General features: G+C 67.1%; 31 protein-coding genes. 9 read left to right on the top strand and 22 right to left on the bottom strand.

The window, feature by feature from the left end; genetic code table 11:
* The first annotated feature begins 7 nt into the window (after nt 1-7).
* The 5 genes from H6935_14010 (at nt 8) to H6935_13990 (ending at nt 2,326) form a co-directional block, all read left to right on the top strand.
* Nucleotides 8-622, top strand: a complete 615-nt coding sequence (locus H6935_14010) for an RNA ligase family protein (GenBank protein MCP5279451.1) — start codon at nt 8-10, stop codon at nt 620-622.
* Nucleotide 623: 1 nt separating this feature from the next.
* Complete coding sequence (locus H6935_14005; GenBank protein MCP5279450.1) at nt 624-806, top strand: hypothetical protein; 183 nt, start codon at nt 624-626, stop codon at nt 804-806.
* Nucleotides 807-818: 12 nt separating this feature from the next.
* Nucleotides 819-1,595, top strand: coding sequence for an HNH endonuclease (locus H6935_14000; protein ID MCP5279449.1), 777 nt, complete (start codon nt 819-821; stop codon nt 1,593-1,595).
* 75 nt (nt 1,596-1,670) lie between these two features.
* Nucleotides 1,671-1,928, top strand: a complete 258-nt coding sequence (locus H6935_13995; protein ID MCP5279448.1) for a hypothetical protein — start codon at nt 1,671-1,673, stop codon at nt 1,926-1,928.
* A gap of 20 nt (nt 1,929-1,948) precedes the next feature.
* Nucleotides 1,949-2,326: a hypothetical protein gene (locus H6935_13990; GenBank protein ID MCP5279447.1), complete on the top strand. Its 378-nt coding sequence runs from the start codon at nt 1,949-1,951 to the stop codon at nt 2,324-2,326.
* A gap of 7 nt (nt 2,327-2,333) precedes the next feature.
* Here H6935_13990 and H6935_13985 read toward each other — a convergent pair whose 3' ends face one another.
* The 22 genes from H6935_13985 to H6935_13880 form a co-directional block, all read right to left on the bottom strand.
* A complete protein-coding gene (locus H6935_13985; protein ID MCP5279446.1) occupies nt 2,334-5,417 on the bottom strand; it encodes a conjugal transfer protein TraG N-terminal domain-containing protein in 3,084 nt (1,027 codons plus the stop codon).
* 10 nt (nt 5,418-5,427) lie between these two features.
* Nucleotides 5,428-6,879 carry a conjugal transfer protein TraH gene (locus H6935_13980; GenBank protein ID MCP5279445.1) on the bottom strand — a complete coding sequence of 484 codons (1,452 nt, stop codon included), beginning with the start codon at nt 6,877-6,879 and terminating at the stop codon, nt 5,428-5,430.
* Nucleotides 6,880-6,889: 10 nt separating this feature from the next.
* The gene (gene traF, locus H6935_13975; GenBank protein MCP5279444.1) at nt 6,890-7,693 is read right to left on the bottom strand and encodes a conjugal transfer protein TraF; all 804 of its coding nucleotides are present in this window, start codon (nt 7,691-7,693) and stop codon (nt 6,890-6,892) included.
* Between the two features lie 11 nt (nt 7,694-7,704).
* Nucleotides 7,705-7,980 carry a hypothetical protein gene (locus H6935_13970; protein MCP5279443.1) on the bottom strand — a complete coding sequence of 92 codons (276 nt, stop codon included), beginning with the start codon at nt 7,978-7,980 and terminating at the stop codon, nt 7,705-7,707.
* Between the two features lie 98 nt (nt 7,981-8,078).
* The gene (locus H6935_13965) at nt 8,079-9,338 is read right to left on the bottom strand and encodes a conjugal transfer protein TraN (GenBank protein MCP5279442.1); all 1,260 of its coding nucleotides are present in this window, start codon (nt 9,336-9,338) and stop codon (nt 8,079-8,081) included.
* On the bottom strand, nt 9,335-10,390 hold the full coding sequence (locus tag H6935_13960; GenBank protein ID MCP5279441.1) for a hypothetical protein: 1,056 nt from the start codon (nt 10,388-10,390) through the stop codon (nt 9,335-9,337). Before H6935_13960 ends, H6935_13965 begins: the two co-directional genes overlap by 4 nt.
* A complete protein-coding gene (gene trbC / locus H6935_13955) occupies nt 10,387-11,061 on the bottom strand; it encodes a type-F conjugative transfer system pilin assembly protein TrbC (protein ID MCP5279440.1) in 675 nt (224 codons plus the stop codon). Before trbC ends, H6935_13960 begins: the two co-directional genes overlap by 4 nt.
* Entirely contained in the window at nt 11,024-12,061 is a 1,038-nt protein-coding gene (locus H6935_13950) for a TraU family protein (GenBank protein MCP5279439.1), read from the bottom strand. Before H6935_13950 ends, trbC begins: the two co-directional genes overlap by 38 nt.
* Complete coding sequence (traW, locus tag H6935_13945; protein MCP5279438.1) at nt 12,061-12,702, bottom strand: type-F conjugative transfer system protein TraW; 642 nt, start codon at nt 12,700-12,702, stop codon at nt 12,061-12,063. The genes H6935_13950 and traW overlap by 1 nt, the downstream gene beginning before the upstream one ends.
* Nucleotides 12,689-13,249 (bottom strand): S26 family signal peptidase, encoded by a 561-nt coding sequence (locus H6935_13940; protein ID MCP5279437.1) that lies wholly within the window; start codon nt 13,247-13,249, stop codon nt 12,689-12,691. Before H6935_13940 ends, traW begins: the two co-directional genes overlap by 14 nt.
* A complete protein-coding gene (locus H6935_13935) occupies nt 13,236-13,643 on the bottom strand; it encodes a TrbI F-type domain-containing protein (protein ID MCP5279436.1) in 408 nt (135 codons plus the stop codon). The genes H6935_13940 and H6935_13935 overlap by 14 nt, the downstream gene beginning before the upstream one ends.
* Nucleotides 13,636-16,212 (bottom strand): type IV secretion system protein TraC, encoded by a 2,577-nt coding sequence (traC, locus tag H6935_13930; protein ID MCP5279435.1) that lies wholly within the window; start codon nt 16,210-16,212, stop codon nt 13,636-13,638. Before traC ends, H6935_13935 begins: the two co-directional genes overlap by 8 nt.
* Nucleotides 16,202-16,804, bottom strand: a complete 603-nt coding sequence (gene traV / locus H6935_13925) for a type IV conjugative transfer system lipoprotein TraV (GenBank protein ID MCP5279434.1) — start codon at nt 16,802-16,804, stop codon at nt 16,202-16,204. Before traV ends, traC begins: the two co-directional genes overlap by 11 nt.
* Entirely contained in the window at nt 16,801-17,547 is a 747-nt protein-coding gene (locus tag H6935_13920; protein MCP5279433.1) for a DsbC family protein, read from the bottom strand. Before H6935_13920 ends, traV begins: the two co-directional genes overlap by 4 nt.
* Nucleotides 17,548-17,550: 3 nt before the next feature.
* Nucleotides 17,551-18,774, bottom strand: a complete 1,224-nt coding sequence (locus H6935_13915) for a conjugal transfer protein TraB (protein ID MCP5279432.1) — start codon at nt 18,772-18,774, stop codon at nt 17,551-17,553.
* A 44-nt stretch (nt 18,775-18,818) separates the two neighbouring features.
* On the bottom strand, nt 18,819-19,541 hold the full coding sequence (locus H6935_13910; protein ID MCP5279431.1) for a type-F conjugative transfer system secretin TraK: 723 nt from the start codon (nt 19,539-19,541) through the stop codon (nt 18,819-18,821).
* A complete protein-coding gene (gene traE, locus H6935_13905) occupies nt 19,501-20,100 on the bottom strand; it encodes a type IV conjugative transfer system protein TraE (GenBank protein ID MCP5279430.1) in 600 nt (199 codons plus the stop codon). Before traE ends, H6935_13910 begins: the two co-directional genes overlap by 41 nt.
* Nucleotides 20,097-20,378 (bottom strand): type IV conjugative transfer system protein TraL, encoded by a 282-nt coding sequence (gene traL / locus H6935_13900; protein ID MCP5279429.1) that lies wholly within the window; start codon nt 20,376-20,378, stop codon nt 20,097-20,099. Before traL ends, traE begins: the two co-directional genes overlap by 4 nt.
* 25 nt (nt 20,379-20,403) lie before the next feature.
* Nucleotides 20,404-20,694, bottom strand: coding sequence for a hypothetical protein (locus H6935_13895; GenBank protein MCP5279428.1), 291 nt, complete (start codon nt 20,692-20,694; stop codon nt 20,404-20,406).
* Nucleotides 20,695-20,741: 47 nt separating this feature from the next.
* On the bottom strand, nt 20,742-20,966 hold the full coding sequence (locus H6935_13890; protein MCP5279427.1) for a hypothetical protein: 225 nt from the start codon (nt 20,964-20,966) through the stop codon (nt 20,742-20,744).
* Nucleotides 20,963-21,406 (bottom strand): OmpA family protein, encoded by a 444-nt coding sequence (locus H6935_13885; GenBank protein MCP5279426.1) that lies wholly within the window; start codon nt 21,404-21,406, stop codon nt 20,963-20,965. The genes H6935_13890 and H6935_13885 overlap by 4 nt, the downstream gene beginning before the upstream one ends.
* Nucleotides 21,407-21,543: 137 nt before the next feature.
* Nucleotides 21,544-21,999, bottom strand: a complete 456-nt coding sequence (locus H6935_13880) for a lytic transglycosylase domain-containing protein (protein ID MCP5279425.1) — start codon at nt 21,997-21,999, stop codon at nt 21,544-21,546.
* A gap of 880 nt (nt 22,000-22,879) precedes the next feature.
* Between H6935_13880 and H6935_13875 the strand changes: the two genes are divergently transcribed.
* Genes H6935_13875 through H6935_13860 form a run of 4 tightly spaced genes read left to right on the top strand, consistent with a single transcriptional unit; the run spans nt 22,880 to nt 26,572 of the window.
* A complete protein-coding gene (locus tag H6935_13875; protein MCP5279424.1) occupies nt 22,880-23,500 on the top strand; it encodes a TetR/AcrR family transcriptional regulator in 621 nt (206 codons plus the stop codon).
* Nucleotides 23,497-24,648 carry an efflux RND transporter periplasmic adaptor subunit gene (locus H6935_13870; GenBank protein ID MCP5279423.1) on the top strand — a complete coding sequence of 384 codons (1,152 nt, stop codon included), beginning with the start codon at nt 23,497-23,499 and terminating at the stop codon, nt 24,646-24,648. Before H6935_13875 ends, H6935_13870 begins: the two co-directional genes overlap by 4 nt.
* Complete coding sequence (locus H6935_13865; GenBank protein ID MCP5279422.1) at nt 24,645-25,859, top strand: ABC transporter permease; 1,215 nt, start codon at nt 24,645-24,647, stop codon at nt 25,857-25,859. Before H6935_13870 ends, H6935_13865 begins: the two co-directional genes overlap by 4 nt.
* A 2-nt stretch (nt 25,860-25,861) precedes the next feature.
* The gene (locus H6935_13860) at nt 25,862-26,572 is read left to right on the top strand and encodes an ABC transporter ATP-binding protein (protein ID MCP5279421.1); all 711 of its coding nucleotides are present in this window, start codon (nt 25,862-25,864) and stop codon (nt 26,570-26,572) included.
* Nucleotides 26,573-26,579 lie beyond the last annotated feature (7 nt).

Raw genomic sequence — 26,579 nt, 5'->3', positions numbered from 1 at the left:
CGATAAGGTGTTAAGCAGTGCGGAGGCCGAGGACCTGCTATCGGGGCCTGTGGTAGTGGAGGAGAAGCTGGACGGGGCTAACCTTGGTTTTTCGGTTTCGCCCGAAGGAATATTGCGCACCCAGAATCGCGGCCAATATCTGCACACCCCCCATGCCGGTCAGTTTTCCCGCCTAAACGATTGGCTCGAATCACGAGAAGAGGTGTTGTTCGATGCCCTGGGAAGGGATTTGATGGCATTCGGCGAATGGTGCGCCGCCCGTCACTCCCTGGATTACACGGGTCTGCCGGACTGGTGGTTGCTGTTCGATGTTTACGACCGACGGGCGGAACGTTTCTGGAGCACCGCCCGGCGAGATGCCTGGGCGGTAGACTTGGGCCTGACGACTGTGCCCCGCCTGGCGGAAGGTAGGTTCGATCTGGATACGCTACTGACCTGGATTTCCACCCGGGGAAGCGCATTTCGGGATGGTCCCCTAGAGGGCTTGGTCATCCGTCGCGAGGACGAGAAGTGGCTGATGCAACGTGCAAAACTCGTCCGTTCGGATTTTACCCAGCAGATGCAAACCCATTGGCGGCGCCATGCGCTGACATGGAATCGTTTAAATCACACCAGTCATTGATATGACCGACACCCTCTTCAAGGAAGTCCACTACACCCTCGGTGGCCTCATCCACGACATTGGCCTTGGACGCATCGGTCTGCCCGACATCCAGCGCCTCTTTGTCTGGTCCAATGCCAAGGTGCGGGACTTGTTCGACTCCATGTGCAAGGGATACGAACAGCTGGTTGATGATTCGGTGTAGTTGGTGATGCCCATGTCTCCCCTGGACCGCGCCCGCCTGGAAAAGGCCCTGAACGACCACGGTTTCGACCTGACGCCGACCATGGAAGGCGATTGGCTGGTCGGCCGCTCCACCCAGCATCCCATTGAGGCGCGCCTTTTTCAGCATAAAGATGGCGCTATCGCTCTGTCGGCGGATGACCCGACGCTCGCCGCTGCCATGGCGCGGGACGAAGGCTTGAAGATGCTCAAGTCGCCCGCCGGCCCCGGCTGGCAGATCCACTGTCCTGATTTCGAGTCCTTCCATCGCATCCTGGGCCGCTTCGCTGCCCTGGCGCGTAGTCTGCCGAACAGGGTGGCGGAGCGCTTCGCCAAGGCTACCGTTGACTTGCCGAAGAGCACTGAGGCTGAGCGCCTCGTCATTCAGCGCGTGGGTCAAAACCTGTTTCGCGATGCCCTTGTAGATTACTGGCAGGGACGCTGTGCCATGACCGGTCTGGAACTGACGCCCCTGCTGCGGGCTTCCCACATCAAACCTTGGGCCGCCTGCGAGAACGATGAGGAACGGTTGGATGTGTTCAATGGCCTCCTGCTGGCTCCCCAGTTGGATGCATTGTTCGACGGGGGGTGGATTACGTTTCTGGATGATGGGACGATGGTGCCATGCTCGGAGCTGAACCTGGACCATATGCGGCTGCTGGGCGTCCATCTGGACATGCGGCTGGATGGGCTGACAGACCGACACCGTCAGTACATGGCTTATCACCGGAGTACAGTCTTCAGGGGGGGGCGGGACACAATAACCGCCTAAGGGCGAGGTCTGCGAAGCCAGGCGCGGAACAAGGAGGAACTAGTGCTTCGATTTTTCGTGACGATTGCGATGGGCATGGGTGTCCTTGCGATGTCCTCGGCCTGGGCAGATCAGACCCAAGTCGAGGTCGCCGCCTGTAAGCTCTCCCTCCAGGACATGCTGCGCCAGCCCAAGGAAAAGCCCCTCGTGCTGACCGAGACCTTGATGAACTGCGGCAAACATGGCCAGCATTCCCTGGAGGCGTTCTACGGACAGGGCTGGCGGCTGATTCAGATGGTCAACGATGAGGGTGCGGGTGCCCGTGTCGCCATCTTCGAGCGCACCCGACAGTAGTAATACGAGGAATTGAGATCATGACCTTCAAACCGATTACCGTGGCCAGCCTGGTCGCCCTGGTATGGATCGCCCTGGTGGCCTTCTATGTGTTCAATGGTCTGGGCCCTCACGGTTATATCGATGGCGTTGCCGATGCGGTGTGGACGGCACTCGTCTGGCTTGTGGCCGGGGGCTTCGTCCTGGGCTGGCTCGTTCGCCGGCTCCTTCCTGACACCGGAACGCTGCGTGCTGTCGGTCGGGTGAGTGGCCCTGATAAGGAAGCTACGGCGCAAGGCGATGCCGCATCGGCTGACGGGTGGCCCGGCGGACGGGATGAAGCCGGCCAGGAGGAGGATCCCTACTGGAATCCCACCTATGCCACCTCGGTCAACAACGCCTGGCGGCATGGCCACTGAAGGGTGATTACCGTTCCGTGGCTGCTGCCCGGGCCTCGATGTATTCGGCCACACCCTTGATCTGACGCGCGCTTGGCTGCTGTGTGGCCCCCAGGTGCTCGATCTGGGCGCGGACAGTGGGATCGGCGGCCGACAGATGATGGATGCGCTCCATCACTTCCTCCGGGCTCTTGGGGGCCAGGATACTCAGGGCGGTTCGCAACGGCGCCAGGGGACCGTGTTCATCCTTCACCGCCTGGCTGGCCAGAATGGCGACGCCGGCTTGGTATTTCTGCCCCGCCTCGCTGGACTGGTACTGCCTGAAGGCCGCCTGTTCATCGGCGCTCACCCGGGCAATGGTGGGTTTGAGATCTGGAGCGGATCCGGGCGATGCCGGTTGCCGTCCCCGCACATATTGCCCATGGGCGGCGTGCCGGGTATCCAGTTCGGACCCCCCCTCGGTCAGCAACCGATTGCGATCCCCGACCCCCTGACCGAAGACTTCATCCGGCGCACGCGGAGCGCCGATGGCGCCGTCCTGGGTGAGGTGGGCCGAACCCTCCCCACTTGCGGTCCAGGCGGTATGGGCCTCGTTCACCAGGGCGCGGAAGCGGGCGGGGTCGGTCTGGCGGATATCTGCCAGGGCGGCAGGGCTGATGCCCTGGCTGGCCGCGTAGGCCTGCACCCAGGTGTCCAGGTCGTGGCGGGACTGGTCCTGGGCGGATAGGGAGCGTTCCCGCGACTCCGATGCCGCGTCCCGCAAACCCGCTTCCATGCTGCGTGCCTCCTGCACCGTGAAGCCCCGGTCCAGGCGGGCGGTGAAATCCTCGGCCGCCGCTTTCACGCCACGGTCGCCCGACTGGGCCGAAATCGAGCGGGAAGCCTGGCGCAGCACCTCGGCCGCCTGCTCCCGATTGAGGCCGAATCGATTGTTGGCTCCGATGGCCGCCGTGTAGGCCAGCTCCGCCACGCCCGCTGCGTCGATGCCGATCCCCGCCCTGGGCCCGAAGGCCCCTCGGGTGCCCACTGATGTGACCGGTTCGGGCTGAAGTCCAGCCGGCACGCCCTGGGCTGGCAAGGTACTGCCGGGCTTGGGTACCAGGTTGGGGTTGTGGGTCTGGCTTTGGCTGCCCACCGTGCCGGCCTGGGCATCGAACCCGGCCCGGCTGGTCACCTGTCCCCGTTCCGCTTGCCGCGTCAGTTCTTCCGCCCTCATTTCCGCGCCGGCCTGCCCTTGGCTGCCGGCGCCCCAGGTCTGGCCATATCCGGACCGGGTCTGCCAATCCCGGTTCACCGCCTGGGTCAGCTCGCGCATGAAGCGGGCGCTGGCCGACTCGCTGTAGTGGCTGGCATCAGCCTTCGTGATGCTGCCCCCGTAGACCTGGCCGGCCGTGGCGCCATGTTCGCTGCGGCTAGTACTCGCCGCGCCGGTGCCGGCGCTCGCGGACAGCACCCCGCCCAGGCTGGTGGGGGTGGCCTGGACGACGGGCGTGCCGGCGGCGAGGGTGTCGGCGTCCTGGCGCACCGACCCGGTGGCCTTGGTGGCCTCGCGCAGGCTGGGGTCGGTGTGCCGGTAGCCACCCGCGGCCCCGCTGTCGATGCTCGGCCGGGTGCTCCAGCTGTTGGCCATCGAGGTGCGGGCCGCGAAGGTGTCGTAACGCACGTTGCCCATGGCCAGGTTGCCCAGTCCCGCCTCGCCGCCGGCCTTCTGGGCAGCGCTGGTGGCCGGGGCCATGAGCTGGCTGGCCAGGCCCGACATGGCCACCTCGCCGCCCTTGAGGATGGCGTAGGCCATCACCGGGATGAGGAGGGAGAACATCCCGGCCACCGCCTCATCGCGAAGCAGGGTGTCCTCGATGTTGATGCTGTTGAGCAGGCTCAGCCCCGGTCCCGCCGGCACGCCGGCCAGGCCGCCGATGAGACCCGCCGACACCCCTGGCGCGGCGGCCAGGTGGGCGACGTAGGAGGTCACCGCGTACAGCACTGGCCACAGCTCGATCCACACCATGGCCATGACGTAGGACTTGAGTACGATGCCGCCCTTGTGGCCGGCCATCAGCACCAGGATCAGCACGATGGGGAAGATGGCGATGACGATGATCTGCACGACGTTGCGGATCTTGGGCAGCGCCCCTTCGGCCACCGCCGCCATGGTCAGGTAGGCCGAGTTGGCCGAGGCCTGGGCCTGGCTCTGGGCGATGGCCAGTTGCGCTGCCGAGGTGTTCTCCACAGCAGCGGCCAGGGACCCCGGCGCGTCCCGCCAGAAGTTGACCATGATGGCCTGGCGCACGAAGTCCACGGAGTTGGCGGTGGCCACCCGCATCAGCACGTCGGCCGCGGCCGGGATCTGGGCGGCCAGGAGCCCGTTGAGGACGGCCGGTGCGGCGGTGGTCGCCGCCTCGGGGTTGATCAGCCGCGCCATGTTAAGGTGGGCAGCCTGTAGGGCGGCGGGCAGCCGGGTGTTCAGGTTCGTGTAGCCGTCCGGACAGGTCATGGTGCCGCCGTCGATCCACACCGCCCGGGCGGGGTTGGTGTCGCCCATCTCGCCCCAGATGTCCTCGGTCTTCATGAGGGTTTCCAGGCTCTTGTAGCCGGTGAGCAGGTCCGGGGCGACGCAGGTCTTCACGTACTCCATGAGGTCGTTGTTGAAGCCCACGTCCAGCAGGTGGGAGGCCATGGCACCCCGAATGATGCGGCTGCCGAACAGCATGCCGTTGCCGGTGAAGCGCACCTCCTGGGGCAGGGCGAACACCGTCTCGAAACTGCGGGTGAGCCAGTCCCCCACCTTGCTGGTGGCATGGGCGAAGAAGGCCAGGCCCAGGGGCACGTTGGCCACCACCCGGGGGGCGCCGGCCACGGCGGTGCGGTCCACGATGACCACGTCGTCCTTGGGCAGGAACAGCACGCCGTAGAAGAAGGTGAGGAAGAAGATCCAGACCATGGGCTCCTCCGCCCGCAACCGGGCCACGGCCGTGCCCATGACCACGATGAAGCCCAGCAGGACCAGGGTGAAGGTGAGTGTTGCGTAGGCGCCGGCGCCGGAGATGGCGGCCACGCCGTTGAAGATGGCCTCCAGTTGCTCGGCGTTCCAGTAGGCGTAGACCTCCCACATCCCCGATGCCTCACTTCATCTTGCGCAGGGCGTGGGCGAAGCGCAGATTGGCGGCCACGCTGTCGGAGAGGTTGCCGAACAGGGATTTCTCCAAGAACTGGATCTCCGCCATCAGGTTGTAGATGCCGGCGGCCTTGGCGGTGAGCACGGACTTCTCGCTGTAGACGTTGCGGCGCCAGTCCCGGGCCTTGTCGATGAGGATGCGCAGCTCCCGTGCCTCCGCCTCGGTAGCCACCTTGGAGCGGGTTTCCAGGGCCTTCTCCACCTCGTCCAGGGCCTTGAGCATGAAGGTGGCGGCCAGCTCCGCGCCGATCACGTCGGCGTTCTTGACGATCTGCTCATGGGCCACCGACTCCGTGGGCAGCGAGGCGGCACTGGCCAGGATCTTGTAAACCGGCACGCTGGTGGCGTTGATGAAGTCGATCTCGCCGGCATTCAGGGCCGGGCCCCGGTCGCGGATCTTCTCGTAGATGGCGAGCATGTGGTCATAGGCCAGTTTGGAGAAAGGTTCGCTCTCGAAGGCTTCCGTGCCCAGCACCGTGCACTCGTCGGCGCCGGTGCCATCGTTGCAGGTAAAGATTTGGGGCTTGGTGTTGGCGTCGCTGCCGTCCACGTTGCCCAGCAGGCGTTTGAAGCTGATCACCGGCTCGTAGAAGCCCGGGTCCGGGGTGCCGTCGTCATGCTTCCGCACCACCACCGCTCCCAGGGCGGACATGACCATGCGCCGCTCCTTTTCGTTGAGGTAGCCGGGCAGGCTGCCCCGGCTGAGGGCCTTCCACACCAAGTTGCCCTCGATGTACTTCAAGGCCAACTCCTGGTCGGTGGCTTTCAAAGCATCTGCCTTGGCGGCCACCTGGTTGCTGTCCCCGAACATCTTGGTGCGCACCTGGGACCAGTCGTCGTAGAGACCAGCGGCGGCCGCGCCCAGACCGGTGTTCACCTTGTTGGCCTCCATCCACTTCTCAACGCCGCTGGCCGCCATCAGGCCCTTGGCCGCCTCGCAGGAGTTGATGCCCATGGCATTGACGTCCTGGGCGATCTTGTTGAGGTACTTGATGGCCTCCATGATGTCCGGTGCCATGGACTGGAGCGCGGTCATGAAGAACAACCCCAGGGCGTTCTGGCCGATGTTGCGCAGCATGGCCACGAACTGGTCCACGTTGATGAAGGAGAAGGCCCCGGCGAAGGCGTCGATGCCGCCGCAGCCGCCGCGCAGGCTGGGCGCGGCCGCCGAGAGCAGCTGGTAGTTGCGGCTGGGGGTGCGCAGGAACAGGCTGCCGCCGGTGTAGAGGTTCATGGTCTGACCCTCGTAGGCCGCCGGACCGGTGACGTTGTTGTAGGCGGAGACCGAGTCGTAGAAGTCCTCCAGGCCGCCGCCGGTGGCGGCGGGGGCTGCCAGCCCCAAGGTCAGCAGGCAGACGACGGTGATCCGGTTCAGTCGCGGGATGGGAAGACGGGTCATGGCCTACTCCTCAAAAGCTGTCCCCCGGCCGGGTGCGGGTCAGCACGTAAATGCGCTGGACGATCTCGTCCGCCGAGAGCATCCCCTGGCCCAGGGGGATGGGCACGTTGCCGGTGGTGGCGTCACGGGGCATCAGATACAGGGCGGGCACGGTTGATACCCCAAGCAGCCGGGCAATGCCGTTGTCCGGCCTGGGCGTGGGATAGCCGGGCAGCCCGCCCCCATCCAGGCTGATCGGGAAGACCTCCATCCCGTAGGCCGATTCCAGATACTTGAGCACCGGCGCCAGCTGGTGGCAGTAGGGACAGTCACCGCGCAGGAAGAAGTAGAGCCCATGGCTGCGCATGGCCGCCGCCACCGCTTCCACCTCATCGGCCTGGTTTCGGACCTTCCAGGTCTGGATGGCGGCGTTGTGGGTGGGCCTGCGCAGGCTGTAATCGAGCTCGGGACTGGCCCAGACCACCCGGCGAGCCACGTCGGCGAACACGGCGCCCTTCTCCATGACGAACTGCTGGGCGTCCAGGAAACGGTGCACGTTCTCGGGCGTGGGAGTCATCACCGCCACGTCCTTGAGCCGTTCCAGTTCCTCGCGGATCGCCCGGACGGTCTTCAGCTCGCGGATGTCCCGGGGTTCGGGCCTTGCTGGGGGCGAGTGGATGTCCTGCTCTGGTGGCGAATCCGGTGGATACCACTGGTAGGTGCGATCCGGATCAGTCCAGATGGAACGCTCCCACCAGAGAGCGGTGTCGTTACTTTCCTGCGCCCAGGCGCCGGCGGACACCGCCGACAGCAGGCAGACGAGGCTCCATCTCATGACGATGGACATCATCGCCGGCCTTCGCCTTCCGCAGGCCGGGTGCCCTCCCCGGAGGCGGGGGGCCTTCCGCTCTCGCACCAGTTCATGGCGAACTCCGCATGCCGGTCCCTGGGGTGGGTCTCGCCGGGGAGCATCACGCCACGCTGGTCGAGGGAGACCCGGATCCGCGCGCAGCCTGCATCCCGCAGCTGGTAGAGACGTTGCACGGTCACCTCGACCGGCTCGTCGATTCCCACGCCGCTCAGGGTGCCGGAGGCCCGGCCCTCGACCCTGGCAGTCTCCATGAGCGGGGCGAGTTCGCCAGAGGCCCCCGGACCGCGGGCGGATGCCAAGGGCGACAGCATCAGGAGCAGCGCCAGTAGCAAAGTTGGTGTGGAGCGTTTCATGGGTTTGCCGGGTAGTAGCCGCGGGTGGGATCGCTGACGATCCGGTTCTCGATGGCGGTCTGGATGGCGGCGGTGTCTAGGGGGGTGGCCTGGATCTCGGCGTAGAACTCGGAGAGGTCCATTTGCCCGAAGTCCAGGGCCTGCAGTTGCTCCGGTGTGAAGCCCGTGCAATCGGGCGCCTTGGCGCTGCCGAAGCCCTTGCCGATCTGGCCGCGGCCCTGTTCGTTGATGATGCGGGCGAGCCGGGAGTTGAAGCAGCAGTAGCTCTCCCGCTTGCTCAGACACGCCCCCAGAAACTTCTTGGAGCAGTAACTGCCCAGGTAGGTGCACAGCCGGTTTGACTTGCGCATGGCCACCATCTGGTCGGACTCGTCGCAGGACAGCAGCGCGTCCATCACGAACTGGATGGCGATACCCACGGCGAAGCTCACCGGGTCGAAGGCCACCACGAAGTTGCCCGTATCCAGCAGGGTAACGGCGGTGGAGGACAGCGAGGCGGCGTTGAAGGTGCCGGTGAAGCCGTAGTAGCTGAAGCTGGGATTCAGCGACAGGCCGGCGTCCGAGCCGTAGAGTCCCTTCATCACCCAGTCCGCCGCATCGCTGTTGAACAGGGCGTCGTACATGTAGGTGGAACGGGCGTAGTCGTAGCCGGTACCGGCGGCCTGGGCCAGCACGTTGAACGCCTGGGCATTGGTGGGCGCGCCGCCCGCCTTGGCCTTGCAGCAGTTCACCAGGCCGAAGAGCTTGTGGGAACAGGTGCCGGCGCGGCCGTTGAACAAGGTCAGCGCGCCCTCGTCCAGGTACATGCCGGCCTCGCGCATCGCCTCCATGGAGGCCACCACCCGGGCAAAGTCGGCATCGTTGGCATGGCCGGCATCGAAACAGTTGCCGTCCAGGCAGAAGGTCTGTGTGCCGCAATCGGCCACGGTCGAGGTCTCGGCCGGGGTCACCACGCACTGGAAGCGGTTCTCGTAGTAGGAGCAGCCGGTGTCAGAGGTCTCCACGCAGGTGGAGGAGATTTGGCCGCAGCCCCGTGCGCGCAGTGCGTCGCATTCGCTGGTGTCCAGGGCACCGGAGAGGCAGGTGTAGCGGGCCTCGAAGCGCCAGCATTCCCGATTGACCGGATGGCCGGAGATGGTCTTGGTGGACGGGCCGTCGATGCAGACCTCGGAGAGCTTCTGGCATTCGGCCGCCTGCACGGCGACCTGCACGCAGCAGGCGAGCAGCGGCAGAAGCAGACGCAGGAGCCGCCTCATTGAGTCCTGGCCTCCAGCAGCACGCACGGGTTGTCCCAGCTGTCCGCTTCCGTGACGATGCGCCTCGCTTCGGGGAAGGGGTTGGTGGGCAGCACCCAGTGGTGCCCCCAGCGGTAGTCCTGGTACTCGAAGATGTAGGTGCAGGTGCCACCCGTGCAGCCGTGGCTGCCGACCCCGTAGCCGATGTCCACCGGTACGGTGCACGCACCCTTCCAGTGGTTGATCGCTGTGGTCAACAGGTTGTGCTTGACGTATCCGGGACAGTAAAACTCGTCGCAGATCCATTCGAACCAGAAATCCTGGCCGGTCACGATTTGGAACGGCGCCTTGGGAACGGTGACATAGCCGTACTGGCATACCCCATGCAGTCCGTTGGGCGTGAAGCGCAGCTGGAGCTTGCCGTCCATGCGGTCCGGCTCGCAGTAGGCGTCGACCAGGGTGAACAGGCCCGAGCCCACTGCGTACCAGGTGCCGGGGGTGCAGGTCTCACTCACCGTGACGGTCACCGACAGGGTCTTCTGGCACACCTCCTCGCCCACCGTCTTGTACTCGTTGCAGAGCTCCTCCTCGTAGACCGCCGGCCGGGTGACGGTGGTGGTGGTGCACGCCCCGTAGGTGCCGCCGAAGGCGCCGGCCACGCTGGCGGGGTCCGCCTTGACGGCCGCGCCCCTGACCAGGATGGGATCGGCGGGAACGATGGCCAGGGGCGGCCGGGCCGCGCGGTTATTGGCCAGGTCGTTGATGGCATCGCATTCTGCCTGCTGTTTCGGATCGGCGTAGAGGGCTGTGGCGCACTCGGTCACCCGGGCGCCGCCCGGCGTGCGCGGGTCGCCTTCGCCGCCGCCGTAATGGGCGGAGTGGGCGTGGCTCGTTCCGTAGTGGGGCACGCTGTCGGTGGCGCCGGCGCCGGATATCGCTCCCTTCACCGCAGCGGCACCCTGGGGAGACTGGCCGAAGGCCTTGCCCGCGTCGAAGGCCTGGGCGGGGGTCATGTCCGCCCAGGCATGAGGGACGGTGAGCAGCAGGGCCCAGAGGAAAAATCCTGCCCTCATGGCTTCCCCCTCAATCGTGCCAGGCGTGCCTCCGCCGCTCCCGCAAGGGGATGGTCCGTCCGGGCCATGCGTTCCAAGACGAAATCCAGGCTCGCGTCGCCGCTGACGCGCAGACCGTCCGTGCAGGATGTGGCGTCATCGCAGCCGCCGGCCCGGCCCAGCAGGTACACCGGCACCGCCTCCACCCGGTGGCGGCTGAAGGCCTCGGGGTGGAGGATGGCCTTGGCGCCCCGCCGGGCCAGGGGCTCGAAGGCCTGCAGGGTCTTCCTGAGCGAGCCGTCCTTCGGTCCGCGGAAGACCAGCACTGCATCTGCCCTGGATGCCTCCACCGCCAGACGTTCCAGGCTGGCTCGGGGCATGGCGAAGGAGACGAAGACCAGCAGGTCCGGCCCCGTCTCCGCCTGGCCCCTTGTACCTTGCACCTGCCGGTAGCGTTCCGCCAGTGCCAGGGGATCGGCCCCCGCAGTGGGTATCACCACCTGCGGTGCGGACTGCACCGGTCGGCCTGGGTCGGCTTGGAAACTCTCCTCGGCTCGCCGCAGGAGCAGCTCGCCGCGCGCCTTCTGTCGGGCCATCTCCGCCCGGAGCGCCGCCTCGTCCGGCAGGCCCGGGGGCGCACCCCAGGCGGCCAGGCTAAGGAGCCAGGCTGGCAGGAGAGAACACCGACGCACAGCAGTTCCTCTTTCGGTAAATCAGATAGGCGAAGTCCTCGCCCCGGTAGGGAAATTCCTTCCCCGCCCCCCAGATCGCCGTGGTCCGCCCGTAGGGCTGGCAGCACCTGCCGTCGATCTTCTCGGTCTGGGGCACGGGATGGAGCATGGCCATCTTGTAGTTGCGCTTGTCCATCAGCGGCTGGGGGTAGTAGCCGCACTGGCCGGCATTTCCCGCCGCGCCCCAGACCAGCAGCTCGCGATGCATCTTGGCGGTCATGCGCTGGGCGATCAGGGTGGAGGCCTGCACGCCGCCGATATGGGCCGCCACGTTGCCGTTGAGGGGGTACATGGAGCCCTGGCAGCCCGCGCACCAGTACAGCTCGGAGAGGGGGAAGCCCGCCGTGGCCGCCACGCAGTCGGCGGCGCACACCGCCTGGGCGGCGGGGTTGGCGAACAGGGCCACGTCCGGGTTGAGAATGAACGTGAGCTCCGACTCGTTCCACAACGGGTCCACCTCGGTGATGTAGGCGATGTCGAATCCACCCGGCTCCAGGCAGTCGGATTCCAGCAGTACCTCCAGCAGGGTGAGCACCGGGAAGGTGTACCAGTGGGCCTGGTAGAAGCTGGAGCCGTGCGAGTCGTGGGTGCCCTTGCCGCGCCCGTGGGCCGGGGCGTGGATGCCCAGGTCCAGGGACAGGCCGCCCAGGCTGGGGAAACAGTAGGGATGGCGCACCACCTCGGCAATGCGCACCGGCTCCCAGAATCCGATGGAGATGCCAATGCGGGGTGGATTGGCGCAGCCGCAGATCGCGTCCCCCGGGTTGTTGCCATTATCTTCCTGGTCCATGGAGAACAGCGTCGCGCCCCCCAGGGTCATTGGCAGCATGCACGACCAGCAGATATCCGTGATGGGGTTGGGAAACTTGCCCGGACAGGTGGGGCCGGCCCAGGCGGGAATGGCCAGCATGCAACCCGCCAGCAGACGGGTCATGCGGCGAAGCCAACCAAGCCGGTTCATCACGCCCCCGCCTTCAGCTCGTCGATGCGCAGCATCCGGCCCTCCTGGGTCACCAGGGCCGGCACCTGGCGGATGCCAAGGCGACGCACCAACAGGCCCTGCTGGTCGTAATACACGCGCATGTCATGACGCCGCATGAAGTCGATGTAGCTGCCGCCGGTGAGGATCAGATGCGCCCGGCTCTGGTGGCGCCGGCGCAGGGCCAGGGCGGCACTGACCTGACCCTGGTCGCGGGCGTCAAAGAAGATGAGCGGCCGGGACAGGGAGACGTAGTCCAGGGGATTGACCCGGGTGCTGGCCTCCACCAGCACACGGCCCTCGTGGTCGCGTACCGGTTCCGTAGCAGTGACCGTGGGATCGAACAGGAAACTCCGTGGCGTGCGGGTCCGGACCAGGCCCGCCACCGGCGCAGGCGATTCCAGGGTCCGGCGTGAACGGGCCTCGAACTCGGCCTGGATGCGGGCCAGTTCGCCACTTCTCTGCTTCGCCTCCAGCCGGGACTGGATGAGGGCCAACAGGTCCGGCTCGGCGACCGGCCAGACCGGGCCCACCCGGCCCAGGTCCAGGGCGTGCACGGGCGCGGCGAGCAGCAAGGCAATGAACGCCACCCGGATCGGGAACGACCGCTCAGAAGAGGCCATAGGCCCTGCCCAGGATGCGTTCATGGGCCACGTAGCCCGTGGCCGCGTAGCGGGAATCCAGGGAATCCCGGTGGGGGGCGTACAGGTAGTAGTGTCCCGCCGGCACCACGCCGGGCTGGTTGGCCGTCAGCGTTTGCCCCAGCCGGGACACCGCCTTGGCCCGGCCCACGTACTCGCCGTGGACAAAGAAGTCCCGGCCAACGACGCTCACCCGGTCCCCCGGCAGGCCCTTCACCACCTTCAGGAACACCGCCCCCTCCGGGTAGATGAGCCCACCCGGCCAACGCCAGGCCACCAAATCGCCCCGCTTCAGGCTGCCCGGCGCCGGTAGAGCCTTCTCCACCAGCACCAGGTGCCAGGGCATGCTCTCGGTGAGGGTGAAGCGCAGCCAGTAGTAGTGGCTGAAGACGAAGCCGGCGCAGGCGACGAGGACGAAGGTGGCCCAGGCCAGGGGATGGCGCCGGATCGCGGTCCAGACCAGGCCGGCATACGCCTTCAGGCCCACCCTGGGCCGCAGGGCGAAGATCAGGCGTTCAATCCGTGGCATGGAGGAGCTCCCTGAGTCGGGGTGTCAGATCCTTGGCGCCGGCCACCACGGCGTCGGCCACCAGGATGACGCAATCGCATTCCCGAGCCAGGCGTTGTACTGCTCGGTTCAGGCCCTGTCCGGCGCGGGCGGCTTCGTCCAGGGCCGCCTGGGTTTCCCCCTTGGCCACCCGATCGGCGAAACCGCGCTGGGTTTCCGCCACCACGCTGGCCAGGTCTACCCGGCCGAAGTGGGGACCCGGGGGCGGCAGGAGGAAGTGATAGCCGGCGATGAGCGCGGCGCTGACGGTGAAGGCCAGGGCAGTGGCCAGTCCCCAGCCGATGCCCGGGCTCCCGTCTCCAAACGGAGGCCCATCCGTTACGGCTTCCTGGACCATCGCCTTGTCCTCAGCCATGGGCCAGCCCCCGTTCCTTCAGCACCGCCCGGATGGCCTGGTCCACGGTGAGCCCCGCGCCGGTCTTCTCCCGGACAGCATTGAAATCCTCGGCCCGGGTGGAGGCCAGCAGGAGGGAATAGGGGTCCAGCACCAGGCGGCCGATGCCGTGGCCCACCGGGCTGTGCACGAAGACCTCGGAATAGGCCCCCGCCTCGGTGTGCAGGGACTCCAGCAGGTAGCGCAGGCCCGCGCTCACCGCCAGGCGGCTGTTCTTCTCCAGGGCCAGCAGGGATTCAGGCTTCTGGCGCAGCATGAACATCCAGTCGGCGTTGTTGAGTGCCGCCGTGGCCGCCTCGTTGCGGTAGTAGTCGTCCACCCCCTGGGTGCCGGTGACGAAGGCGCCGTTGTACTTGCGCGCCCGCCGGTAGCCCGCCTCGATGAAGCCGCCACTGGTGCCCATCATCAGGCTCCAGGCCTCGTCGATGATGACCAGCTTCCGCCGCCCGTCGGCCCGGTTGAGGGTGATCTCGTTGGTGATGAGGTACATGAGCAGGAGCAGGATCACCCCCTGCAGGTCCTTCTTCGCCTCCAGTTCGTCCAGCTCCAGCACCACCAGGTCGGCGTCGAAGCGCACATTGGCCGGTCCCTCGAACCAGCGGCCATGGGCGCCGTCCTGGGTGTAGGGGAAGAGCTGGATGCCCATGTTGCGCACCCGCACGTCGCACTTGCCCTCGTCATCCTTGCAGGCGGTCTTCAGGTGCTCGGCCAGTTCCGTCAGGGTGGGCAGCCGGGACTGGCTACTCGCCTGGTACCAGACCTGACGCAGGGCGATGTCCAGTTGGGACATCTCGTACTGGGGCAGGGGCTCCTGGGGAGAGATCATCTGGGCGATGACGGGCTTCAGCATTTCCATGTCCTCGTCCAGGTCCGTCACCAGGGAGAAGGGATTCAGGGACAGGTCGGAGGTGGGGGTGAACTCCAGGTACTGCCCGCCCAGGCGCCGGCACAGGTTCTCGTAGGATCGTCCAGCGTCGATCACCCAGACCCGGGCGCCGGTGCCCAGGTAGCCCAGGGCCAGTTCGTTCATGAACACCGACTTGCCCGAGCCCGAGGTGCCCACCACGCAGGCGTTGAAGTTGCCGGATGGGTTGGCGAACAGGTCCACCCCCAGTGCCTGGCCGCGCCGGCCGAAGAGGGCGATCACCGGCTCCCCCAGGCCCGCCCATTCGCCGATGATAGGGGCGAGGTGGATGGCGTTGGCCGAGGTCTTCAGGCTCTCCCGCCCCGCCCGCCTCGCCTCCTGTTGGAGCGAGGGCATATAGGCCATGGGCAAGCCCAACATCAGGCTTTGCAGGTTGAGGTAGGTGTCGGATTGCAGGTCGAAGCCCAGGCCGCGCCACACCCCCCGCGCCGCAAGTTCGTCCCTGGCAGCGTGAGTCGGCAGGGAGAAGAGGGTCAGCTGGTGATACAGGTACACCAGGGCGCCGGCCTCGGAATAGGCGGCCATGGCCGTGTCCCAGTCCAGCTTTTGCTCCTGCCAGTCCGGCATGAAGGCGGCCAGCTTGCTCTGGGCCGCCTGGGTGGCCCGGGCCGACTTCAGGGTGGCGAAGGAACGGGTGGATTCGTAGTCCGGGATGCGCAGCCCCAGGGTGATGAGGAAGGGGCAGGAATAGGCCTGGGCGCCCTGGATGAAGTCGCCGATCAGTCCCCCCATGGCGGCCAGCTCCATGGCCTTGGGATAGTTGCGCACCGACAGGCAGCGCACCACCGCTTCGGCGCTGTCGGCGGGGCTGCCCACCACCAGGCCGTCTCGGGTGACCCGGGTGAGGGTGTCCAGGGCCAGGATCTGGTCGCGGATCAGCCGTCCGTCGTCGTAGGCCGGGCGCTGGGCCTCGCCCTTCAGCAGCCGGTTGGCGTTCAGCACCTGGGCGCACCAGTGGATCAGCTCGTCCGGCCCCCACTCCCCAGCGAACAGGTAGGCCCCCTTCAGCACCGTGGCCAGCGCCTCGCGCAGGGTCTGGGCGCTTTCCATGGCATCCCGGTCGGCCATGCCCTCGGCGGGCAGGGTCACCGACAGGGCGGCCAGGAAGTGGCGCGGCATCCAGGGCAGGCCCGGGAAAGGCGGATGGATTGCGGCCCGGGCCAGATGATCGGCCCGGCGCCGGGCGGCTTCGGTGTGGAGCCCGCCGACCGTGCGCAGTCCCCGGTAGCGGTCGAGGAAGGCGTGGATGTCCGGCGTGCCCAGGAGATGGAATTGCAGGCTCGCGCCGGTGGGCAGGCCGTTGAAGATGGACTTGAGCACCGAGGCCATGCGCGCATCGGCGCCGGTCTGGGGATGCAGGGCCAGCACGAAGCCCACCGCCTCCACCGGATCCTGGCCGTTGCGGCGTGATCCCGGCGGACGTTCCAGCAGGAAGAGCCGCTCCTCCGGCAGCCAGCCGGAATAAGGCAGCCAGTCGGCCAAGCGGTCGAAGACGGGCATGGGCGAGGGCTCTGCCAGGGTCGAGGGCAGGTAGGCCGAATCGGTGAAATCGGTCCGCGCCGGCCGCCAGAGATTGCGCAGGAAGGACAAGGCGTCAGCGCTCATCGTCCTCTGCCTGACGGGGGACGCGGGTCGCATCCAGCACCGTTTCGCGGGCGTCCTGGCGGGTGGCCTCGCGATGAGTTGCGGGGTCGGGAATCCGGACGCCGGCCGGTGCGGTCACGGGGGCGGCGCCTATGGGTGTAATCGGCCCGAATTGCCGCCGGATGTCAGCTTCGGTATGACCGAGCTGCCACGCACCCCGGTGCCACATCACATAGAGGTAGGCCTGGTCATGCAGATCCCCATCCTCGTCCACCCAGGGGGCGATCCACAGGCGCAGCACCCGAGGCGGAGACAAGAGGGGCGTGCCGGCGGCCGGCGCGGTGCTGGCGGGAGGCGTCGCACCGTAAGGCCTGGGGGTATCAACCCGACCCTTCGGCTGGTTCTCGGCGGCCGATTCGGGCACCACGCCTTGTGGGGGGTCAGCCTGCCGGGCCGGCAGCGTCCCGGCCAGAGTATTGGCATAGACGCCGGAAACGGAAGTGCAGACCACGCCATCCGGCGCCTTGCAGGCGAATTCGCTCTTGCCGTCCAGGCCGGCCATGTTGGCGCAGGCCGACAGGGCGGGAAACAGCAGCAGGACGGCCCGTTTCATGGCTGCATCCCTTCAGTGGATGGTTTCCGTTCCCCCTCCGCCAGGAAGGCCTCGATGCGCTGCGCCGGGGCCGCCCCCGCCAGATGCTGGCCCCGGACATCGAACAGGGCGGGCGTGCCCTCCACGCCCAGCTTGCGGGCCAGTGCGATGTTCCGGTCGATGGGGTGGGCGCACTCGGCGGATGGCGGTGCCTTGCCGTTCACCATCAGGGCCTGCCAGGCGGTAGCCCGGTCCGGCGCGCACCAGACGGCGATGGCCCGCTGGCGCGCCTCGGGATGCAGTTCCGCCAGGGGATAGAGGAAGGTGTGGACCGTGACGTTGTCCAGCCGGGCCAACTCCTGCTCCAGCCTGCGGCAGTAGGGACAGTCCGGGTCTGAGAACACGGCCAGCACACGGGCACCGTCGCCGCGCACGATGGTGATGGCATCCGCCAGTGGCAGGCTGGCGAAGTCGATGCGCCGGGCCGCCTCCAGGCGGTCCGCCGTCAGGTCGCGCTGCTCCCGCATGTCATAGAGGTGGCCGAACAGGAAATACCGCGCATCGCTGCCCACATAGGCCAGGTTGCGGCCCATGCTGACCTCGTAGATGCCGGGCAGCGGCGTCGGGCGGATGTCCCGGAAGCTCGTGGCGGGATAGGCCGCCTTGAGGGCAGCCTCGATGTGGGCAATCGAATCCGGATCGCCGGCCCGGGCCAGACTGGTTACGGCGATGCCGGCGAGTAGTGTCAGGGTTGCGGGTTTCATGGTTTAGCGCGCTCCGTAGCGTTTGCCGGTTTCAAAGGGGCCCTCTGGAGAGGCCTCGCCCATGGGCAGCATGGCGCCCTTGGTGATGACCACGTCCACCAGCCGGCCGGCGTCCACTTCCACCACCGGGTAGAGTTTCTCGGCCAGGGAGATGTAGTACTGGGCCAGGCGGTCCATGGCCTTCCCCACCCCGGAGGAGATGCCGGCCTTGAACTCCTCCCCCGACTTGACAGTGCTGGTGGACCCCAGGGGCGAGGTGGAGGTGGTGGTGGCGCTCTGCTGGAAGGCCTGGCCCAGGCCGGAGCCGATGCCGGCGATGAGTGCGTTGGCCAGCACCTGGCCCTGCTTGGTGATGAGCCGGCCCATCACCCCCGCCTTGCCATCCTCCCCGGCCACATAACCCTTGATGGGCAGGTCCAGGGACTCGCCCCGGGGCGAGACGCAGGACAGGGACTCGGTGCGGATGTAGGCCCGCTCCGAGGAGAGGTCGCCATAGCCGGAACCGACGATGAGGCAATCCTTGGCCTTGAGCCGGAACCGGTTGGGCAGCTGGGCGTGGTCCACCAGGCGCAGCAGGACGGGATGGGGGTTGCTCTGGGCCTGGCCTCCGGTGGGGGCGTTGAGACCCGCCAGCAGCACCGCACGGACGAAGGAGCCGGACGGCAGGTAGGTGCCGGGGGTCTTGGCCGCTGGCTTCTTCTTGCTGGCGTCCGGCGCGGATGCCAGGCGGATATCCGGCCCCGTCCCCATCTCGCCGGACTCGATTCCCCGCTCCGGCATGGTGGGCGGAACGCCCACGGGGGCCGGCTGCCCCGGCACCGAGGTGGGGGGCGGCAGGGGCACCACCGTGGCCGGCTTGACGGCCGGAGGCGGCGGCAAAGAAGGCAACCCCGAGGGCAGGCCTGGTGGAAAGCCGGGTAACCGGGCCTCGGCCTGCTTGGCCGCCTCCTGGCGCTTCATCAGGTCGTTGAGCTCCGAGACCGAGCGTTCCAGGCGGTCGATGCGGGTGCCTTCCTGGCCGCGCCAGGCGTCCCTGGGGTCCACCCCGGCTCCGGCCGGCGCCACCGCCAGGGGGACGGGCTTCTCCGGCAGGCCGGCGCCGGTCTGGGATTTGCCCGCGCGCATGAAGGCCACCAGGCTGATGAGCCCCAGGCCCACCACGATCAACACCCCGCCCGCTATCAGGGCCTGCCGGCGCCGGATGGCCGCAGCGGCAGCAGATAGCATGGGTCTGGCGCCCCTTCCGCCTGGGCCGTTCTTGCCACCTAGGATCATTCGTCGCCCTCCCGCTGGCGGATCACGAACACCCGGGTGGTCTCCCCGGGATTCAGGGCATGGCTCTCCACCCCCACGGCCAGTACGCCGGGGCGGAAGAGCTCCGGCTCCGCCACGCGCAGCTCGGCAGTGCCCGTGTTGGTGAGCTGGAACAGGTCGGCCACCACCGCCGCCCCTAGCCAGGAGCGCTGATGCACGAAGCGGCTGTCCTGCCACAGGCGCAGGATCTCGCCCCGCTCCCGCACCTCCATGTCAGCGGGTAGGCGGTCTGCGGCCATCATCAGGGCCAGTTCCTTGACCATCCTCTGACGGGAGTCGGCCTGCTCGACTGTGGAGGGTTTCGTCGCCCGCCGCGTCGGGTCCTTCAGGATCAGGCTCTCGGCTGGGGCGTCCACCGGCTGTAGGGTGAGCGCATAGGTGGCGCCGGATTCGGCGGTCAGGAACAGGGAAGCGGGCTCGCCCCGGTCCAGGGGGCGCACGTAGAGCTGGCCGGTGCGGGGGTTCTTCTCAATGGCCAGCCGGCCCTTGAGGGCATGCCAGGACTGGATGCGGCCCTCTGACAGGGCAATGCGGGTCAGGTCGTCGGCCGCGATACGGGCGAAGGCGGTCTCGCCGTCGCGCACCGGAATGACCTGGAGCGCCCAGGCCGGCGGCGTCAGGCCGCCGAGCACGAGAAGGCTAGTGGCCAGCAGCCGCGGCCTGATCACCGAAGGGATCATCTTGCGTAGTCTCCTTGAGGGTGGTGACGACGGTGCGCCCGCCGTCGTAGCGGAAGGCCACCAGCACGGTGATGGCCCGGGGTGGCGAGGCCTTGTCGGTCACGTAGGTCGTGAGCTCTCCTGTGACGGCCACACGCAGGGCGTCCACCTGGTCGTGCAGGACGCTTCGCGGGGAAAACAGGGTGGTGACCTGGTCACGCTTCACCCGCTCGGCCGCGAGCCGGCCGGCCTTCTCCAGGGCACCGTGGGCCTCGGGGGCGGCATACTTGAGCAGGGCCGCATTCTGGAAATCGACGGAGGAGGGCGTGACGTTGTAGGCCAGTTGCAGGACGAACAGGGCCATCTGGTCCAGGTAGTCCCGGGACACCCGGTCGGCCTCCACCCAGAAGCCCCGCTCAATCTGGGGCGGCAGGAAGGTGACCCGGTCCCGGTCCTGATGCAGGAAAACGTGCAGGGCCAGCAGCAGGCTGGCCAGTGCCAGGACCGCCACCAGCAACTGCATCGCACGACCGATGCCGATGCGGGCCTCCAGGTCGGCGCTGATCTTGAGCGGGTTCATCCGATGAACTCCCGCAGGTGGGAAGGGGGCGTGCGGTTGAACCCCGAGCCGAAGGGCAGATGCCAGTAGGTCCAGTGCAGCAGGAAGCGCCGGTGCCGCCCGCCCGTGAATTTGCCCAGGACATGGGCCAGGGCCAGGCCGGCGGCAATCCAGGTGAGGGGGTCCTTGAGCAGGATGCCCAGGAAGACGAAGGCCACGAGCAACCCTACCTGGCTTGCGTCCCACATGAGGATGCGGGCCGGTTCGTCCAGGCGGGTGGGGATGCGGGTGTCGACCATGGCCTTCGCGGTGCTCAGTCGCGCGTCAGATGACTGCGCCGATGATGCCGGTGATGAGGCCCGCACCCAGGGAGAACAGGATGGCGAACACGATGGAGGTCAGGGCCGGCATGGCGGTCACCCGGGCCAGGCCCACCACGGCGCCGATGATCAGCGCGCCGATTGAGATGGTGATGGCCAGGTTGCCGGTCGCCCAGTTGGTGACCCGGGCGGACAAGGCGGCGAACTCCGGGTCAGCGGGCACGCCGGCCAGGGCCGGGCCGGCGCCGAGAACCAGGCCGCCCAGGAGCAATGCGAGTTTGTGGGTGAGTTTCATGAATGGAATTCCTATGTAAATGAAGGAGTGGTCTCGTCGTCTCGATATCAGCCGGTTTCCAGGTCCAGGCGCACGATGTCCTTCACCAGGGCCAGAAAACCCGCCCGGGCCACCGCGTCGGTGAGGCAGTATTCGATGGCCGCCGTGGCCAGGCGCCTTTCCTGGTTGAGGTCCCGCTCCGGCAGGGCCTTGCGCAGCGCCTGTAGGCGCCGCTTGGTCTCTTCGCGGATCAGCACGGCCTTGTAGCCGGGCTCCCAGTCGCGCTCGCTCATGGGGACGGCCTCACGATCAGGATGTCCAGGTCGGTGCGACGCGCGGGGGGATGAACCGGGGGTGGGTCCTCGATGCAGCACTCGGCCTCCACCCGGACGATCCGGTCCTCCGGGATACCCAGGCCCAGCAGGGCCTGGCGGACGGTCTCGGCGCGGCGCAGGGCCAGCCGATGGTTGAAGGCAGGATTCCCCACCCGGTCGGTGTGGCCGGTCAGGGCGATGGATTTGGCCTCAATGAGCAGGGGACGCAGGCTGTCGAGGGCCTGCCGCGCCCCGACGGTCAGCCGTGACGAGGCGAAGGGGAAGTGGACCGCGCGGGTGATACGTTCCTCCCGCGGGGGTGGCACCAGCTTCGGCTTGGGGACCTCGGCGATCCGGATGGGCGGCGGCACGGTCGCCAGGACCTTGCGGGTAGGCGCCGGGCAATCGGCGCACAACATGAACACCGCCTCCCGGCCGTGGCCGGCCTGTGCGATGCCCAGGGGCTCGCGAGCGGGCACGGCCGACAGGCTGGCCACCGGTTCCGCCGGCTGCACGGTGCATCCGGTGAGTAGGGCGCAGCAGACCAGTTCGGCTCTCACCGCAGCGCCCTTCCGATGGCCTGGTATACCTTCCAGGCGTAATCCATGCGGGCCTTTCGGCAGGCCGGCCCCTTCAGCCGGGTGCATGCGGCGTTATAGGCGCCCACGGCTTCCCAGGTATCACCGTAGCGGTCGAGCTTCTCGCGCAGGATGCGCGCGCCCACCTGCACGCTGGTGCAGGGGTCCCACAGATACTCGGGCGCGACCCCCAGTTCCGCCAGGGCCGGCAGGTTGCGCGAGTTGATCTGCATGAGCCCGATGTCGTAGGAGCCCGTGCGCTGAAGATGGCCCAGGTTCAGGGCGTGGGGATCCAGCCCCGACTCCACCGAGGCGATGCCATAGAGCAGCCACGGGTCCACCCCATGAGCCCGGGCGGCCTCGTCCCAGCAGGCAGACGCCCCGGTCGACAGGGCCAGGGTCATGACCGCAGCCATGCGGACGAAGGGGTCCATATTGTGAAAAGCGGTATTTGCACTCGGGTCTTCCTTGCCGCCGGCAAAAAGAACCCCCCGAAGGGGGCGCGAAGGAGGAGGTGTCAGCGGGAGTGAAGACTAGAGACAGGGGGTCAGTCCGTCGCCCCGAAAAGGGAAATCGATTTGTCGCTTATTGCCGCGACGAAACGGTGGGACTGTGCTGATCCGCGGCCATGCCTCGGTCTCGACGTGGAAGCTCACTCGGCTAACAGCGAAAGGGCCTGCAAAGGCCGCCAAACGACAAGGGGAAGGGCCCTACCCAAAGGGCCTGCCCTCGTGGCCGGGCAGGGGCAAGGGATTAATGGGCAAGGGGAGGCCATGCAATGGGAATGGTAAAAGGCCAGCTGCGCAAAGGGTTGCAGCAACCGGACTTCTGGCACTGGGATCGGGATATGGCGCCATGCGCCCATGAATTTGTCCGTGGAACCCGAGCATCGGGCAGCTGCATGGCTGACAGCAGGCGCTTGTTTTTATCGTTCGCCGTGCAGGGGGCCAGCGGCAGGTTAGTGGGATGGAACAGTCATACAGCGCTGTGAAGGGCAGACGGCAGGTCGGCCAATCCGGTCATTGAGGTGCCACCGCCTGTGGGGCAGCAGTGGCTCGGTTATCTGCCGTTCAACCTTGCACCTGGGGGAACGGCAGCTTTCCCATCCCAGTGAACTCACACTCCCGCCTCAATCCGGTCAATCAAAGCAGAGATGTTTCAGCGGCAGGGAACGAATTCACGGCAGCCTTTGCTCTCATCCAAGCGGAAACGGCATCACATCGAAACAATGGTGGTGCGTAAGCCCAGCAAAGCCTTGACGTGAGCTTTGCAATATATAAGCTAGTAATCAATTACTTTCTTTGTTCCCTTGTCATGGTCACCCACCCAAAGCACCTCCCCGCCGAAGAACGTCGCGCCGTCACGGTTGAAGCCGTGGTGGAACTTGCGGCACAGCAGAATCCGAGCGAGATCACGACCGCAGCCATCGCCAAACACATGGGTGTCACCCAGGGGGCGCTGTTCAAGCACTTTCCCACCAAGGAGGCCATCTTGCAGGCAGTCATGGAGTGGGTGGCCGAACGCCTGCTCGCGCGCATGGAAATGGCTGCGCGCGCTGCCTCTTCGCCGCTCGCGGCCATCGAGGCCATGTTCATGGCGAACGTCGAGTTCGTCACGGAGCACCCGGGTGTCCCGCGCATGCTGTTCGGCGAACTGCAACGCGCCCAGCAAACGGCACCCAAACGCATGGCCCAGACCCTCATCCGACGCTATGGCGAGCGTCTGCAAGCGCTGCTCGAGCAAGGCAAGGCGGCGGGGGAACTGTCGGCCACACTGGATACCGAAGCCGCCGCCACTCTCCTGATCGGCATGGTCCAGGGCCTGGTCATGCAATCGCTGCTGGCCGATGACGTCCAGCGCATACGCCGTGATGCGCCAGCGCTTTTCGCGATCTATCGGCGTGGGATTGAACATGGCATTGGGAGCGGGAAATGAAGATACAGCCTATGCAACGCCGAACCCTGGCGCTCGTCGCGGTGATCGTTCCGCTCCTGGCGCTTCTGATCTATGTCGCGCTGCGCTCCGGGCCCCTGGCCCCCGTGGCGGTGACCGAGGTCGAGGTGGAGTCGCGCGCGATCACCCCCGCCCTGTTCGGCATCGGTACGGTCGAGGCGCGCTACACTTACAAGATCGGGCCCACCCTTGCCGGGCGCCTCAAACGGCTGGATGTTCATGTCGGCGACCGGGTCGAGGCAGGACAGGTGCTGGGCGAGATGGATCCGATTGATCTCGATGACCGGATGCGCTCCCAGGAAGCCGCCATCAAACGGATCGAGGCGACCATCGGCGAGGCGACGGCCAGGCTCAGCTTCGCTAAAACCCAGGCATCGCGCTACGAGCAGTTGTTCACCGTCCGCTCCACTAGCGAGGAAATCCTGCTGGGCAAGCGGCAGGAGTTGCAGATCGCCGAGTCGGTACTGGCGGCGGCGCGCGAAGACCTGACCCGGGCCCGCTCCGACCTTCAGGCCCTGCGCGCCCAGCGCGGCAACCTGAATCTGGTGGCGCCCATGGCCGGCATCGTCACGGTGCGCGATGCCGACCCGGGCACGACTTTGGTGGCGGGCCAGGCCGTGGTGGAGTTGATCGACCCCCACAGCCTGTGGATCAACGTGCGCTTCGACCAGATCAGCGCGGCGGGGCTGGCGGCCGACCTGTCCGCGCGCGTCACGCTGCGTTCCAGCAACGGCGCGGCCCTGAACGGCCGGGTGCTGCGCCTGGAGCCCATGGCGGATGCCATCACGGAGGAAATCCTGGCCAAGGTGGTTTTCGACAAAGTGCCCGCGCCCCTGCCACCCATCGGCGAGCTGGCCGAGGTGACCGTCGATCTGCCCGCATTGGCCGCGATGCCCGCGATCCCCAATGCTGCCGTGCAACGCCAAGGCGATCGGCCGGGCGTATGGCGGATCAAGGATGGTGGGCTGGAGTTCGCTCCCGTCAGGCTGGGGCGTTCTGACCTGGACGGCCGGGTGCAGGTGGCCGAAGGCCTTAAGGCCGGCGAACGCATCGTGGTCTACAGCGAAAAGGCCCTCGGCCCGAAGAGCCGCATCCGTGTGGTGGAAAGCATCCCCGGAGCCCGCAAGTGATCAGCCTGGCCGGCCGCGACATCCTCCACGCCTGGGGCAAGTTCGTCTTCACCGGCGTGGGGCTGGGCCTGCTCATCGGCGTGACGCTGGTGATGGCCGGTGTCTACCGGGGCATGGTGGACGACGGCAAGGCGCTTCTGGACAACAGCGGCGCCGATCTCTGGGTGGTGCAGCAGGACACCCTGGGCCCCTACGCCGAATCCTCCAGCCTCAACGACGACCTGTATCGCGCCATCCTGGCCATGCCCGGCGTGGACCGGGCCGCCAACGTCACCTATCTGACCATGCAGGTGAGGCAGGGTGAACGCGATGCGCGCGATGTGCGCGCCATGGTGGTGGGTGTCGCGGCCGGCGCGCCGGCGGGCACGCCCGGCACGCCGCCCTACCTGGTGGCGGGGCGCCAGATCACCCGGGGGCACTACGAGGCGGTCGCCGACGTGGCCACCGGTTTCAGGCTCGGCGATACGATAAAAATCCGCCGCAACCAGTACACCGTGGTCGGGCTCACCCGCCGGATGGTCTCCTCCAGCGGCGATCCCATGGTGTTCGTCCCCCTCAAGGACGCCCAGGAGGCCCAGTTCCTCAAGGACAACGACGCCATCTGGCAGAGCCGCCGCCGCACCGGCGAAAATCCGGCGTTCAACCGGCCCGGCGCGCCGGGTGTGCTGGACGCCGTGATCGCATCCCAGTCCAGCAACAACTTCGTCAACGCCATCCTGGTGCGCCTCGAACCGGGCGCCGACCCCGATGAGACGGCCCGCAGCATCCACCGCTGGAAGCGGCTGACGGTGTACACCCGCGCGCAAATGGAGGGCATCCTGGTCGGCAAGCTGATCGCTACCTCGGCCAAGCAGATTGGCATGTTCCTGGTCATCCTGGCCGTCGTCAGCGCGGCCATCGTCGCCTTCATCATCTACACCCTGACCATGGACAAGATTCGCGAGATCGCGGTGCTGAAACTCATCGGCACGCGCAACCGCACCATCGCCGCCATGATCATGCAGCAGGCCCTCGCGCTCGGCGTGATCGGTTTCGCGGTGGGCAAGATCACCGCTACCTTCGCCGCCCCCCTGTTCCCCAAATACGTGCTGCTGATGCCCCAGGATTCCATCGTCGGCTTCTTCGCCGTCATGGCGATCTGCGCCCTGGCCAGCATCGTCGCCATCCGCATGGCGCTCAAGGTCGATCCGGCGGAAGCGATCGGAGGCTGAACATGACGACCAAGGGCATACGCATCGAAGGGCTGAGGAAGCGCTACGGCAGCGGCGACACGGCGGTCGATGCACTCAAGGGCGTGGACATGCACGTGGGGCCGGGCGAGGTGGTGGGGCTGATCGGGCCGTCCGGCTCGGGCAAGAGCACCCTGCTGAAATCCCTGGGCGCGGTGATCGACCCCACCGCCGGGCGCATGACACTGGGCGACGAGGTGATCTACGACGAGGGCTGGAAGGTGCCCGATCTGCGCGCCCTGCGCCGGGACAGGATCGGTTTCGTGTTCCAGGCGCCGTACCTCATCCCCTTCCTCGACGTCACTGACAACGTGGCGCTGCCGCCCATGCTGGCCGGCGTATCCAACACCGAGGCGCGCAGGCGGGCGCTGGACCTGCTCACGGCACTCGACGTGCAGCAACGCGCCCAGGCCATGCCCTCACAGCTCTCCGGCGGCGAGCAACAGCGCGTGGCCATCGCCCGGGGCCTGGTCAACCGCCCGCCGGTGATCCTGGCCGACGAGCCCACGGCGCCCCTGGATTCACAACGCGCCATGGCGGTCATCCGCATCCTCAACGACATGGCGAAGAAGTATGAAACCGCCATCATCGTCGTCACCCACGACGAGAAGATCATCCCCACCTTCAAGCGCATCTATCACATCCGCGATGGCGTGACCCATGAGGAAGCCGGTGAAGGACGAGGATTTGATTGACCATGAA

This window comes from Thiobacillus sp. (assembly GCA_024235835.1).
Classification (GTDB): Bacteria; Pseudomonadota; Gammaproteobacteria; order Burkholderiales; family Thiobacillaceae; genus PFJX01.
The sequence above is the reverse complement of the archived record's forward strand: the minus strand, read 5'-3'. Positions and strand labels throughout refer to the sequence as shown.